This window comes from Sodalis sp. RH22, assembly GCF_047324165.1.
Taxonomy (GTDB): Bacteria; Pseudomonadota; Gammaproteobacteria; order Enterobacterales; family Enterobacteriaceae; genus Acerihabitans.
On the sequence record NZ_CP178731.1, the window covers coordinates 1,332,904 to 1,346,064 of the forward strand.

Annotated in this window: 12 protein-coding genes; 2 read left to right on the forward strand and 10 right to left on the reverse strand. The window is 60.2% G+C overall.

Annotated features, from left to right (window positions below):
- Positions 1-114 precede the first annotated feature (114 nt).
- The 9 genes from ACL2XN_RS06035 to pgpB form a co-directional block, all read right to left on the reverse strand.
- Positions 115-1,542: an L-fucose/L-arabinose isomerase family protein gene (locus ACL2XN_RS06035; RefSeq protein WP_410015205.1), complete on the reverse strand. Its 1,428-nt coding sequence runs from the start codon at positions 1,540-1,542 to the stop codon at positions 115-117.
- A 19-nt stretch (positions 1,543-1,561) separates the two neighbouring features.
- Positions 1,562-3,049, reverse strand: coding sequence for an FGGY family carbohydrate kinase (locus tag ACL2XN_RS06040; protein ID WP_410015206.1), 1,488 nt, complete (start codon positions 3,047-3,049; stop codon positions 1,562-1,564).
- A 2-nt stretch (positions 3,050-3,051) separates the two neighbouring features.
- The gene (locus tag ACL2XN_RS06045) at positions 3,052-3,996 is read right to left on the reverse strand and encodes a transketolase family protein (protein ID WP_410015207.1); all 945 of its coding nucleotides are present in this window, start codon (positions 3,994-3,996) and stop codon (positions 3,052-3,054) included.
- Positions 3,989-4,819: a transketolase gene (locus ACL2XN_RS06050; protein ID WP_410015208.1), complete on the reverse strand. Its 831-nt coding sequence runs from the start codon at positions 4,817-4,819 to the stop codon at positions 3,989-3,991. The genes ACL2XN_RS06045 and ACL2XN_RS06050 overlap by 8 nt, the downstream gene beginning before the upstream one ends.
- Positions 4,820-4,920: 101 nt before the next feature.
- The gene (locus tag ACL2XN_RS06055) at positions 4,921-6,021 is read right to left on the reverse strand and encodes an ABC transporter permease (RefSeq protein ID WP_410015209.1); all 1,101 of its coding nucleotides are present in this window, start codon (positions 6,019-6,021) and stop codon (positions 4,921-4,923) included.
- A gap of 1 nt (position 6,022) precedes the next feature.
- Positions 6,023-7,543: a sugar ABC transporter ATP-binding protein gene (locus tag ACL2XN_RS06060; protein ID WP_413722793.1), complete on the reverse strand. Its 1,521-nt coding sequence runs from the start codon at positions 7,541-7,543 to the stop codon at positions 6,023-6,025.
- Positions 7,540-8,157 carry a DUF2291 family protein gene (locus ACL2XN_RS06065; RefSeq protein WP_410015211.1) on the reverse strand — a complete coding sequence of 206 codons (618 nt, stop codon included), beginning with the start codon at positions 8,155-8,157 and terminating at the stop codon, positions 7,540-7,542. Before ACL2XN_RS06065 ends, ACL2XN_RS06060 begins: the two co-directional genes overlap by 4 nt.
- Positions 8,158-8,202: 45 nt before the next feature.
- Positions 8,203-9,144, reverse strand: coding sequence for a D-ribose ABC transporter substrate-binding protein (locus ACL2XN_RS06070; RefSeq protein WP_410015212.1), 942 nt, complete (start codon positions 9,142-9,144; stop codon positions 8,203-8,205).
- Between the two features lie 319 nt (positions 9,145-9,463).
- Positions 9,464-10,219: a phosphatidylglycerophosphatase B gene (pgpB, locus tag ACL2XN_RS06075; RefSeq protein ID WP_410015213.1), complete on the reverse strand. Its 756-nt coding sequence runs from the start codon at positions 10,217-10,219 to the stop codon at positions 9,464-9,466.
- A 270-nt stretch (positions 10,220-10,489) separates the two neighbouring features.
- Between pgpB and ribA the strand changes: the two genes are divergently transcribed.
- Both ribA and ACL2XN_RS06085 read left to right on the forward strand, forming a co-directional pair.
- Positions 10,490-11,083, forward strand: coding sequence for a GTP cyclohydrolase II (gene ribA, locus ACL2XN_RS06080; protein WP_410015214.1), 594 nt, complete (start codon positions 10,490-10,492; stop codon positions 11,081-11,083).
- Between the two features lie 124 nt (positions 11,084-11,207).
- Positions 11,208-11,615: a helix-turn-helix domain-containing protein gene (locus tag ACL2XN_RS06085; protein ID WP_410015215.1), complete on the forward strand. Its 408-nt coding sequence runs from the start codon at positions 11,208-11,210 to the stop codon at positions 11,613-11,615.
- A 137-nt stretch (positions 11,616-11,752) separates the two neighbouring features.
- Here ACL2XN_RS06085 and ACL2XN_RS06090 read toward each other — a convergent pair whose 3' ends face one another.
- Entirely contained in the window at positions 11,753-13,117 is a 1,365-nt protein-coding gene (locus ACL2XN_RS06090; RefSeq protein ID WP_410015216.1) for an L-serine ammonia-lyase, read from the reverse strand.
- Positions 13,118-13,161 lie beyond the last annotated feature (44 nt).

Below are 13,161 nucleotides of genomic sequence, written 5' to 3' on the forward strand. Positions count from 1 at the left end.
AAGTTCGGTATCAGGGCGCCCCGGAACACGATCGAGGTCGTGAATTCTGATTATTTTATTACCCTTTCCTAACGTCCGGCCATCGCCGGGCCTCCCTGCCCAGCCGGTGGTGAGTTAGGGTCTGGCATGCCAGTAACACTCTATGCCCAAATACTTGGTAAAGGCTTCATGCAGCACCGCCGCGGTGGCCGAATGGTTCATGGCCACATGGTGCTCGAAGCCCTGCTCGCAAATATGGCGCAGCAACGGTTCCATGGCCGGAATTTGTACCACCGCGCGACAGCCGACGGTATCAAGCGGATCGTTCACCACCGAGCCTTCACCGACGTAAGCCCGGACCTTACCGGTAAAATCATCCGACGACAGACGGAAATAGGTCAAGGGGCCGGCCTTCATGCGCCCATGCACCGCGCCGCAGGTATTTTCGCAGCCGACGGTGGTGCCGATAATGTCCGCCGTGCCCATGGCCGGGTTTTCCAGGCTTTCACTGGGGAAGTTGCCGCAGTGGAACAGCACGCATTTGTCCTGCTCATCGCCGAAGTTATTATTCCAGTCGGCGATGGAGGCGGGCGACAGCGAACAGCTGGCCAGCGCGTACATCGACAGCGCCCCCATCACGTCCACTTCGCAGGCGCTGGGCATCAACTGCCCCGACATGACGCTCATGATGGAGCACACGTTGATGCCGAGATTTTCCTGCAACGACGTCCAGCACTGGATGGCGGTGGTGTCGATATCATTCGCCTGCACCCATTCGCTTATCACCACGAACAGCTTCGCCATGGTATGCAGTTTTTCCGGGGGAATGGCCCCGGTATCCGCGTTGTCTTTTAACAGCGCCAGCTTTTCTCCCACCCGCAGGTCGTTATCGGCCAGGTTGCCGACGCGGGTAAAAATTTCGGATAAATCCAGCGTTTCCACCGAGACGTTCATGCGCTCCAGCAATTTTTCACTGTAGCGCACGGTGTTGAAGGCGGCGGGACGCGCGCCGATGGCGCCGATACGCACGCCTTTCATGGCGTGTACCAGCCGGCAAAGCTGGGTAAACTGACGCAGGTCCTGGGCAAACGCGTCGCCCGCCACGGTACAAACATGGCGTTGGGTCAGGGTAAACGGAATGCCGCACTGGCGCAGATTGTTGCACAGCGAAATCTTGCCGCAGAAACTGTCGCGCCGGGTTGCCAGCCCCATTTTATCCAGACTGTCCTGCTCGGCCTGGATCAGCACCGGCACGGTCAGCCCCGACAGGCGAATCGCGTCCGCCACCGCTTTTTCGTCGCCGAAGTTGGGCAACAGCACCACCACGCCGTGAATGTCGTCGCGTCGCTGGCGAAACAGCTGCGCGCAGGCCTTGGCGTCCTGCCAGGTTTCCACCCCGCCCAGTTTGCTTTGGGTTTCGTCCAGCCAGACGATATTGATGCCCAAGCGCTCGAATACCGCCGCCGCGTCGCGACGCGCCTCCGTCACCAGATAGCTGGGAAAAAATCCCCGATTGCCGACGATCACGGCCAGGGTCAGATTTTCAATTATTTTTGTCGACATTGCTTTACTCCAGATAGGGTTAGTCCGGCTGATAACGGGCGCGCGCGACGGCCGTTTGCCAGAGGATATAGTTCTCGCGCATCTCCGCGGTCTCGGCGCGCGGTTCGATGTATTCCACTTCTCGGGGCAACGCCGCGATATGTTGGTTATCAGGCCACCAGCCCAGCGTCCTGCCCGCCAGGTAGGCGGCGCCCAGCGCCGATACCTCGGCGTTCAGATTGCGGATCAGCCGGCGCTGCAATAAATCGGCCTGGAACTGCATCAGCCAGCGGTTTTGCGTGGCGCCGCCGTCCACCCGCAAGGCCGGCAGCCGTCTTCCGGCGGCCCGTTCCATGGCAAAAAACACATCGGCGACCTGATAGGCGATGGATTCCAGCCCGGCCCGCGCCAGGACGTCCGGCGTGGCGGCATCGGTCAGCCCGCAGATCAGGCCGCGCGCCCGGCTGTCCCAGTAGGGCGCGCCCAGGCCGGACAGCGCCGGGACAAAAAACACGCCCTGGTTGCCCGCCGGGCTTAAGGCCATCTCGGACAGCCGCGTCAGCGACGTCACGCCGAGCAGTTGCGCCACCCAGGAAAGCCCGGCGCCGGTGTGGGTAATATTGCCTTCGAGCGCATACCGGATTTCGCCGTCATGCCAGGCCACGGTGGCGCTTAACCCTTCCCCACCGGCGCCGACGGCGTCCACCGCCAGCATCAGGGATGAGCCGGTGCCATAGGTGGCCTTGACGTCGCCGGCCTGGTTGCCGCCCTGGCCATAGAGCGCGGCGTGGGAATCGCCGATCAGGGCGGCGACGGGAATGCCTTGCGCCAGTCCGGGTACCTGTCCGGCGCGGGTATGGCCGTGCACCGCCGCCGAAGGTTTAACCGCCGGCAGGCAGGCGGCGGGTATCGAAAAAATCGCCAGCAGCCTTTCATCCCAGCGGCGCTCGTGGATATTGAATAATTGGGTGCGGGAAGCGTTGGCGTAATCAGTGCTGAACGCCAGGCCGCCGGTCAGTTGCCAGTTCAGCCAGGCATCCACCGTGCCAACGCACAGTTCTCCGCGGGCGGCGCGTTCCACGCCTTGCGGCAGCGCGGCCAGCATGCCGCGTATTTTCGCGGCGGGGAACAGCGGGTCGATGGGCAACCCGGTGAGCTGGTAAATCAGCGATGCGTGTTCGCTTGCGGCCAGCTCGCGGCAAAAATCCTGCGAGCGCCGGCACTGCCAGCTGACGACCGGCGTCAGGGGCTCGCCGGAGGCCCGCTCCCAAATCATCACCGACTCGCGCTGATTGCTGACGGCCACCGCGCTTACCAGCGCGTCGGGGACCTGCGCCAGGCAAGCGGCCACCGCCTGGCAGACCGCCTGCCAGATGGCCATGGGATCCTGTTCGGCCCAGCCCGGCCGGGGATGGTAAAGAACCAGGGGAACCGCCGCCTTAGCGAGGATCGCCCCCGCGCGATCGACGGCAATCGCCTTGGCGTTGGTGGTGCCCTCGTCAATGGCGAGGATGATGGGCGTCGTCATCGTCAGGCCCCCCGGCACACGCGCAGGGCGGTGCGCACCACGCCCGCGGCGTCAAAACCGTGATGGGCGCGCATCGCCGCCCGGTCCGCCGCGATGGCGTACTCGCCGTCGCCAATGCCCAGGCGCACCAGCGGAATGGCGCAGCCCGCCTCGGCCAGCACCTCTGCCACCAGGCTGCCGAGGCCGCCGTTGATATTGTGCTCTTCAAGCGTAATCACCCGTTGACTCTCTTTTAACAGCGCCAGGAGTTGGCGAGTATCGCACGGGCGAATAGAGGATACGTTGACGACCGCGGCAGAAATGCCCTGCTCCGCCAGCAGACCGGCGGCCTCCACCGCCTCGTGCACCGTCGAGCCCATGGCCACCAGCGCCACGTCGCCGCCGTGTTGCAGCATGTCGATTTGTCCCGGTTTAAAACGGTAACCGGCATCGTGCAGCGCGGGCAGCGCTTTGCCGTCAAGACGGATATAGACCGGCCCGACGTAAGACAGGGCATAATCGATAATCTGGCGGCATTCCTCAGGGGACGACGGCGCAAAGATCTGGATATTGCCGAAACCGCGCAGCACCGCGATATCATCGATACTATGATGGGTGCTGGCCAGCGGCCCATAGCTGGCGCCGGCGTTAAGCCCGAACAGCTTGACGTTGCAGTTGTTATAACAGACATCGATTTTGACCTGCTCGTTGGCGCGGGAAATCAGGAACGGCGCGGCGTTGCAGGTCACGGCAATCTTGCCGCCGATGGACAGCCCCACCGCGGTGCCCACCATGGTTTGCTCGGCGATGCCGACGTTGACGATGCGATCCGGGAACCGCGCGATAAACGGGCCGATCTTGGCCGTGGAGGTGGAATCCGCCAGCACCGGCACCACGTCCATGCCATTGTCTACCGCCTTGATTAGCTGCTCCACCATCACGCTTGCCAAATGTTCTGCATTACTCATCTTTTAATTCCTCCAACGCCTGAGTGATTTCATCCCCTTTGAATACGCGGTGATGCCATTCGGCCCGTCCCTGCGTAAAAGAGATACCCGCGCCCTTTTCGGTATTGGCGATCACCACGTTAGGCTTGCCGTTGGCCGGCAGGTTTTCCAGCGTATCCACGACTGATTGCATATCGTTGCCGGCGCATTCGGTCACGTTCAGGCCGAAGGCCAGCCACTTGTCGGCCAGGGGATCGGTATTCATGATCGAGCACGTCAGGCCCGCCAGCTGCAGTTTGTTTTTATCGTTGATAATGACCAGGTTATCCAGGCCGTAATGGGCGGCCACCAGCGCCGCTTCCCAGTTGCTGCCCTCGGCCAGTTCGCCGTCGCCGGTCAGCGCGAACACTTTCCTGGCGCTATGGTCGCGTTTGGCCGCCAGGGCGATGCCCACGGCCACCGGCAGGCCGTGGCCGAGCGCGCCGGTATTGAGTTCGATGCCGGGCGTCTTATGGCGCACCGGGTGGCCGGGCAAATGGGAATTGGCATGCTGATAGGTCGGCAGCCAATCGATGGGGAAATAGCCGGCTTCGGCCAACGTGCAGTAATAACCGCCGACGCCGTGGCCCTTTGACTGGATATAGATATCCCGCGCGGGATCGTCTAGCCTGTCGGGCGCGCAGTTCAGCACGCGGAAATAAAGCGCCGTCAGGATTTCCACCTCGGAGAGGTCGGCGCCGGTATGGCCGCCGGCCGGGCTTCCGGCGTTCAACGCTACGATGCGGCGGCGAATCTGACGCGCCTTCTTGACCAGTTCATCGACTGATAATGAATAGGGGTTCATCACGTTACCTCTCTTTCGCTTGAAGCGAATTTTTACGCATAAAAGAATATTTATTCGGATAAGCCAAAAAAAACGATACCCGCCGCGATGCGAGCGTAGCGTTATTCAGGCGCGCCCTCTTTAATGATTTTTTGCGAGACAATGGCCGCCTTGCGCTGCATGCGGTTTTGCATCTGATCGATAATCACCGCCACGATAATGACCATGCCCTTGATGACCATTTGCCAGAATTCACTGACGCCCATCATCACCAGCCCGTCCGCCAGGATGCCGATGACAAAGGCGCCGATCAGGGTGCCCACGATGGTGCCGCGCCCGCCGGCCAGGGATGTGCCGCCCAGGACCACCGCCGCGATGGCGTTCATTTCAAACGCGGTGCCGGTGGCGGGATGGCTGGCCACCAGCTGCGAGGACACCACGATCCCCGCCACGGCGGCGCACAGCCCCGAGATGGTGTACACCCAGACCTTGACCTGCTTGACCTTGATGCCGGACAGCTCGGCGGCGCGCTCGTTATCGCCGATGGCGTACACATGGCGGCCGAACGGCAGGCGGCGGGCGATATAGGCAATCGCCAGCGCCAGCACAAACATCATCCAGATGCTGTAGGGCACGCCGAACAGCGTTCCCGCGCCGATAAGATCAAATCCGGTGTTGCCCAGGCGCGGGTTGCCGTCAAGTCCCGGAAAGGTTTCGCCGTTGGAGAGCAGCATCGCCGCGCCGCGCACGATGTACATGGTGCCCAGGGTGCAGATAAAGGGCGCGACGTTATAGCGGGTGATAATCCAGCCGTTAATGGCGCCGATAAGGCCCCCCAGGAGCAGTACCGCCGGGACGATCACCCAGACGCTGGGAAATATGGCGATGCCGAACATCGGCAATACGATGCCCTGGGTCAGCATCCAGCCGGCGAACATGCCGCACAGGCCGAGGGTGGCGCCGATGGACAGATCGATGCCGGCGGTGATGATGACAAACGTGATGCCGAGCGCCAAAAAGGCGTTAATCGAGATGTGTTTCATCATGATGATGATGCTGCCGGTCTCGAGAAATCCGGGCACCGTGGTGGTAAAAAACCCCAGGATCAGGAATAACGCGATAAAAGTGCGCAATTTAAGCAGCAGCAGCAGCATATTTTCGCGCGAGCGAAAACGCCGGGTGCCCGTCAGGGGCGCTAATGTCGCGGTGTTGGTTGCTTTCATATCAAAACCCTTTTGCACTCGCCGAGACCAATGCCGATTCCTGGGCCGATTGACGCTCGACATTGGCCGTCAATTTACCGTTCGACATCACCAGAATACGGTCGGAGACCGCCATGATTTCTTTCAAATCCGAGGTGGAGAACAAAATGCCGATGCCCTTCTCCGACAACGCCACCATCATCTCGAACACATCCGCCTTGGCGCCCACGTCGATGCCGCGGGTGGGTTCGTCCAGCAGCAGCAGTTTCGGGTTGGTCAAAAGCGAGCGTCCGATCACCACCTTTTGCTGATTGCCGCCGCTCAGCGCCTGGATCTCCACATCCGGCGACGAGACCTTGATCGACAGATTGCCGATGGTGGTGGCCACCGCCTGCTGCTCCTGCTGGCGCATGATGCTGAAACCGTGCTGCAAGCGGCGCCACAGGCTGGCAATGGTCAGGTTGACCGCGACGCTCGATGCCGGGAAAATGCCGGTTTTTTTGCGATCTTCCGGCACCAGGCTCATGCCGAGCTTGATACGGTTGGCGGTGGGCATACGCGTCGACACCGGCAAATCCCCCAGCCAGATTTTGCCCAGATAGTTTTTTTCCGTGCCGAGCAGGCATTCAAACAGCTCGGTGCGGCCGGCGCCCATCAGACCGTAAATGCCGACGATTTCGCCGGCGCGCACGCTAAAGGACACGTCGTTGACCACGGGATGCCCGGCATCGTTAACGCTGGTAATATGATCGACCTGCAACACCGGCAGGCCAAAAGTGCGGCCCGGCTTGAGAAATGTTGTGACAGGGTCACCTCCCAGCATTTCCCGCACGATCCAGGGCACGTCGATTTCGCTGACCCGCGCCTCGGCCTGGAAACGCCCGTCGCGCAGAATGGTGATGTAATCGCCGATGGTCATCAGCTCTTCCAGGCGGTGGGAGATATAGATAATCGTCACTCCCTGGCGCGTCAGCTCGCGGATCACCCGGAACAGCACGTTGACTTCGGTTTTGCTTAACGCCGAAGTGGGTTCGTCAAGGATCAGAATATCCGCCTGTTCCGCCAGCGCCTTGGCAATCTCCACCATTTGCTGCTGGCCGACCTTCAGGTTGGCCACCAGTTCGCGCGGCGAGATAGGTTGATCCAGCCGATTCATCAGCTCGGCGGCAATGCGCTCCTGCCCGGCCTGATCGATAGGCCATAATCCCTTCTGATGCTCGCGTCCGAGAAAAATATTCTCCGCCACGTTCAGGTTTTCCGAGAGGTTCAGCTCCTGATGCACCATGCCGATCCCCTTGGCCGCCGCGTCCCGGGTATTACCGAAGCTTACCGGCTCGCCGTTAAGCAGCATCTGGCCGGAGGTAGGCTGCTGCACGCCGGCCAGTACGTTCATCAGGGTTGATTTACCGGCGCCGTTTTCGCCGATAATCACATTCACCTTGCCGCGATAGACGTTGTAGTCCACGTTATCCAGCGCCAGCGTGCCGGGATAAAGCATGGTGATGCCCTTGGCGCGCAGGATAATGTCCGGTGTCTCGCTCATTGTGCCGTCCCCCGTTTAAGCTCCAGCGCCACGGCGTCATCAATACTGTCCGCGCGCAGTGTCACCGCCGCCAGCACGTCCACCTGCTGCCCGACCCAGCCGCCATCCACCGCCGGCAGGCCGCTTAACGCCTGCTTATTGAGCGCCTTGGCCACCTGGGCAAACTGCACCTGGTTTTTAAAATCCTCAAAACGAAGAAAACCGGCGGCATCGCGCACGGCGTTGCCCCTGATAATCGGTCCCAACTGCAGGGTAACCGGCTCGTTGTTAACGCTAAGCGTCAGCTTGCGTTCCAGGCCGTCGGCATCCACCGCGGTCACCTTGCCGCTGAACCGGGTATAGACGCTCTTGCCGTCGACGCCCTTCACCTGCCCCTGGGCCTGCTTGAGCGCCGTCCAGTCAAGTGCCTGGGCGTGCGCGGCCGGCAGCACCTTCGGCGCCCAGAAGGCCTGCGCGATTTGCGCCGGCGTCTGGTTGGAATAATCCGGCCCGGCCGACGGATCGGCGGGGATAACAGGTTTGCCGTTACTGTCCAAACCGACCACGTCACAGGCCGTCAGCAGCAGCAGGATCACACATCCTATTCCCGTCTTGCGTAATGCGTTGAGCTGCATGTCGTCTCCCAATCAAGGGGCCGTCCGGCCCCTTGCCACAGGTGATTAGTTTTTCAGGCTAAAGGTCTTCAGGTTTTTGGCGTTGGTCTCGTCGATCAGCACGCAATCCATCAGTTGCTTCTCTTCTTTACCGGCTTTGCCGGTCTTCAGGTACACATCCGCCTGTTCCACCGCCATTTCGGCCTGCGCCGCGGCCGGCTGCAGCACCGTGGCCTTGATATTGCCCTTGGCGATTATCGAGTCGCGTACATAATCGCTGCCGTCAAAACCCACCAGGATCACGTCCTTGCGCCCGGCGGCCTTCAGCGCGGCTTCGGCGCCCAATGCCATGGTATCGTTGCCGGAGATCACGCCGGTAATATCCGGATTGGCCTGCAAAATGGATTCCATCCGGCTGAAAGCCTCGGTCTGGCTCCAGTTGGCGGTTTGCTGCGCCACCATCTTCAGCCCGGTATATTCGTCAATCACATCGTGGTAGCCCTGCGAACGCACGTGGGCATTGGTATCGGATTCCTTGCCCAGCAGTTCCACATACTTGCCTTTGCCGTTCATCAGCTTGACGAACTTCTCCGCGCCCAGCTGCGCGCCCTGGTAGTTATTGGACACGATCTGCGCCACCGCCACGCCGGTGGCATTGATTTCACGATCGATCAGGAAGGCGGGAATACCGGCCGCCTTGGCCTTTTTCAACGGCCCGATAGTGGCGTCGGACCCGGCGTTATCCAGCACGATTGCCTTGGCCTTACGGGCGATGGCGGTTTCAATCAGCTGGTTCTGCTTGCTGACGTCATCGTCATGGGACGCCACCAGCGTGGTATATCCCAGCTCGGTGGCCTTGGCCGAGGCGGCATCGGCTTCCGCCTTGAAGAACGGGTTATCATGGGACGGGGTAATGATGGCAATCAGGCCTTTATCCGCGGCGAAGGACGCCATGGATAATGACAAGAGGACGGCGGCAACGCAGGGTTTCAGTAGGAAGGTGTTCATTGTTGTTCTCCTGGATGAATACACGTGAATATATATTCACTTTTGATTTTATATTCAACTGGAGTGTGGCAAGTCCCCGCGATAATGTCCATTACGATTGTTGGGAATAGCGAGTGCTGTCACAAAAAGCAACAAGATGATTACATCGGATGCGGGGAAATGAAAACATGCCGCTGGGGTCGAATCGGGCGTGGTTCCCCCGCCCGCCCGCGACCTCGTGGCGCGCCAGGCTGGCCGGCACGGGACGGCATGCGATGAGGCTTATGTTTTTCCCGGCAAGGGTGCGTTTGCGAGAACGCGCCGCTGGGGCGGCAGCCGGCTAGGCGCGGGATTTAATATCCCGCGCCTCGTCGATTTTCGGCGTCAGCGGGCCAATCCAGCGCTGCACCAGCCAGCAGGCTAGCGTTATCATCAGCCAGCTCAGCACGGTTCCCATGACCAAATCCCGCGGCCAATGCATCCCCAGGATCAGCCGGCTGCACATGACCGCCACCGCCCAGATCATGATAATCGCCACCGAGGCGAAATGCCGGCGCGGCCACAGCAGCCCCAGCGCCAGCAGCGCCCAGCTGGCGGCGAAAATCGTATGCCCGGAAGGGAAGGCAAAACCGGTATCATGCTGCCAGTGCTTACGCAGCCACGGCGGGATCTGCTCCTCGTTCTGCAGCTCCTTTTTCACCCATTGCGCGCGCGCTTTAGGCGGGAGCGAATAAAACGCCCGATCGTCGATGGCGAAGGCGTTCTCCAGCCACAGCACATAGGGCCGCGGCTCCTGCACCCGCTCCTTGATAACCGTTTTCAGGCCCTGGCCCGCTAAAATCGTCACGCCCAGGATACAGGCCAGTGCGAGGGCGGGCTTTAAGCGAAAGCGCAGGCACCAGAGAAACCAGCCCAGCAGCAGCGCGCTGGTAACCATGCCCCACGGCGCGCTGACGGTTTGGGTTATCCAGAACATACCCCGCCACCAGCCGGCCTCATTGCCGGGATGCCACTGCCAGCCACTGACCCAGACCAAAAGTGGTATTATCATAAGTATTACCGCGCCCAGGCCGGTGCGTTTCGCTATTTCAAACATAAAGATAATTTTCCGTTAAATGTCTTACCGCTGAACAGTTTAACGTCAGGGCGGCGGCAATTTTCCTAATAAGAACGATCGGTCGGTAAGCAATTGTGACAATCTAATGACTATTTTGCCAGCAAACAGGATTTTCAACCGTCAGTTTTCGGTAAATTTATGGCAAAATGCACTATTAATGAATCTTCGCGCACTCGACCGCACCATGCTTGGTCAGACGGCATCATCGAGAGTGAGATGAGCGACGATAAAGAAGTTTTGGAGAGCAACATGCAGCTTAAACGTGTGGCAGAAGCCAAACTGCCGACACCCTGGGGCGATTTCCTGATGGTGGGATTCGAGGAATTAGCGACCGGACACGATCACCTGGCATTGGTTTTCGGTGATATTACCGGCGTGGAACCGGTGCTGGCGCGGGTGCACTCCGAGTGCCTCACCGGCGACGCCTTGTTTAGCCTGCGCTGCGACTGCGGCTTTCAGCTCGAGGCCGCGTTAACCCACATTGCCGAGGAAGGCCGCGGCATTTTGCTCTATCACCGCCAGGAAGGCCGTAACATCGGCTTACTGAATAAAATACGCGCCTATGCGCTCCAGGATAAAGGCGCCGATACCGTTGAGGCCAACCACCAGTTGGGCTTTGCCGCCGACGAGCGGGATTTCACCCTGTGCGCCGATATGTTCAAACTGCTGGGCGTGGAATCGGTACGTTTGCTGACCAACAATCCGCAAAAGGTGGAAATCCTTACGGAGGCGGGCATTAACATTACCGAGCGCGTGCCGCTTATCGTCGGGCGCAACCCGGAAAATGAACGCTACCTGAACACCAAAGCGACCAAAATGGGCCATTTGCTGGATATTAAATAACGCCCCGCGGATGATGGGGCCGCGCCATCCGGCGCGCCCCTGGAGCCTGATTATGAGATCGGCCACCCGAATCCGGGCCCATGATTAAGGTATATTACTCTCTTTAAATACAGGGTTATAAACCATGAAGTTCAGTACCATGAACGACAGCGAAATCATTGCCGATCTCTGCTGCCGGATTAAGGATGCGCGCATTGAGCAGCGCCTGTCGCAAATTGATCTGGCGGAGCGTTCCGGGTTGGGCATCGCCACCATCAAACGCGCCGAAATGGGCGGTTCGGTCACGCTCAGCACGCTTATCTGCATTCTGCGCGGCCTCAATCGCCTGCATCAGCTGGAAGGGGTGCTGTTCGACACCGAAGTGCGCGCCTTTAACGCCCAGGTCAGCGGCGAAAAAGCGAACACGCCGCTGCGGATCCGCAAAAAAGCCGCAACCGTGGATGAAGCGGACAAACCCCTGGTGGAAAAAAGCGCGGATGCCTCTGCCGTCGACTGGTATATCTCCGCCGCCGAAAACAATATCCTGTGGTGAAACCCGGCCCTCCCGGCGGCGGGAGCACCTATCGCGGCGGTCATCGCCGCCTTCCCCGGCCCTGAGGCCGCAATGCCCGTGGCGGACCCGGACGCGGCCATCCTTGCCGCCGGGTTCAGCTGATTTCATGCCCCGCGCTATTCACATAACACAACCTTGATCGCCAGTCCGCCGCGCGATGTTTCGCGGTATTTGGCGTTCATGTCCTTGCCGGTTTCATACATGGTCTCGATAACCTTATCCAGCGACACGCGCGGTTCCGTGGTGCGCCGCACCGCCATGCGCGCGGCGTTAATCGCCTTCATCGCCACAATGGCGTTACGCTCGATACAGGGTACCTGCACCTGGCCCGCCACCGGATCGCACGTCAGGCCGAGGTTATGCTCCATGCCGATTTCCGCCGCGATGCACACCTGTTCCGGACTGCCGCCCAGCAGCTCCGCCAGCCCCGCCGCCGCCATCGAGCAGGCCACCCCGATTTCACCCTGGCACCCTACTTCGGCGCCGGAAATGGACGCGTTCATTTTATACAGCGCGCCGACCACGCCGGAGGCCAGGAAATAGCGCAGGTACGCCTCCGGGGTCACCGGCTGGATAAAATGATCATAATAGGCCAGCACCGCTGGGATAATGCCGCAGGCGCCATTGGTCGGCGCGGTAACCACCCGCCCGCCGGCGGCGTTTTCCTCGGCCACCGCCATGGCGAACATATTGACCCAGTCCATGGCGTTCATCGGATCGCTGGAGAAACGATCATTGGTAAACAGCAGCCGGTGCAGGCTGGAGGCGCGGCGCGGCACCCGGATCGGCCCCGGCAGCACGCCCTCGGTATTCATGCCGCGCTGCATGGCGTTTTGCATGGTGAGCCATACCGCGCCGAAATAGTGTTCGATCTCCTCCCGGGTATGTAGGGCCAGTTCGTTCTTCATCACCACCGCCGAGAGCGACAGGCAATTATCGCGACAGTGGCGCAACAGGTTCTGCGCCGAAAAGAAAGGAAACGGCACCGCCTGCTCGGATGGGATCTTTTTGCCGAAGTTTTCCCGATCGACCACAAACCCGCCGCCGATGGAATAATAGGTTTTGCTGTAAACCAGCGCATTTTGCCGGTAGGCATTGAACATCATGCCGTTTTCATGCAACGGCAGGTTCTCATCGCGAAACACAATGGCCGAGGCCACGGCAAAATCCACTTCGTGGCCGTCCGCCAGGGGCAGCCGCCCACGCTGCCGCACTTGCTGGATAAACTGCGGGATGGCATCCACGTCAACCGTATCGGGCGCCTTGCCGGCCAGGCCCATGATGATGGCGATATCAGTATGATGTCCCCGGCCGGTTAATGACAGGGAACCATAGACGTCCGCGCCGAGGCGGTCGATCGAGGAAAGCAGCCCCTGCGCCTGCAAATCATCGGTAAACATTTTCCCGGCTTTCATCGGGCCGACGGTGTGCGAACTGGAAGGACCGATGCCTATCTTGAAAATATCAAAAATGCTAACCATAACCCTGTCCTTATTATGCGGCGCCGAAGGTTTTCCATCGACAT

Coding starts and splice junctions, on each gene's coding strand:
- ACL2XN_RS06035 (WP_410015205.1), bottom strand. CDS start 1,542: ATGTCGACAAAAATAATTGAAAATCTGACCCTGGCCGTGATCGTCGGC.
- ACL2XN_RS06040 (WP_410015206.1), bottom strand. CDS start 3,049: ATGACGACGCCCATCATCCTCGCCATTGACGAGGGCACCACCAACGCC.
- ACL2XN_RS06045 (WP_410015207.1), bottom strand. CDS start 3,996: ATGAGTAATGCAGAACATTTGGCAAGCGTGATGGTGGAGCAGCTAATC.
- ACL2XN_RS06050 (WP_410015208.1), bottom strand. CDS start 4,819: ATGAACCCCTATTCATTATCAGTCGATGAACTGGTCAAGAAGGCGCGT.
- ACL2XN_RS06055 (WP_410015209.1), bottom strand. CDS start 6,021: ATGAAAGCAACCAACACCGCGACATTAGCGCCCCTGACGGGCACCCGG.
- ACL2XN_RS06060 (WP_413722793.1), bottom strand. CDS start 7,543: ATGAGCGAGACACCGGACATTATCCTGCGCGCCAAGGGCATCACCATG.
- ACL2XN_RS06065 (WP_410015211.1), bottom strand. CDS start 8,157: ATGCAGCTCAACGCATTACGCAAGACGGGAATAGGATGTGTGATCCTG.
- ACL2XN_RS06070 (WP_410015212.1), bottom strand. CDS start 9,144: ATGAACACCTTCCTACTGAAACCCTGCGTTGCCGCCGTCCTCTTGTCA.
- pgpB (WP_410015213.1), bottom strand. CDS start 10,219: ATGTTTGAAATAGCGAAACGCACCGGCCTGGGCGCGGTAATACTTATG.
- ribA (WP_410015214.1), top strand. CDS start 10,490: ATGCAGCTTAAACGTGTGGCAGAAGCCAAACTGCCGACACCCTGGGGC.
- ACL2XN_RS06085 (WP_410015215.1), top strand. CDS start 11,208: ATGAAGTTCAGTACCATGAACGACAGCGAAATCATTGCCGATCTCTGC.
- ACL2XN_RS06090 (WP_410015216.1), bottom strand. CDS start 13,117: ATGGTTAGCATTTTTGATATTTTCAAGATAGGCATCGGTCCTTCCAGT.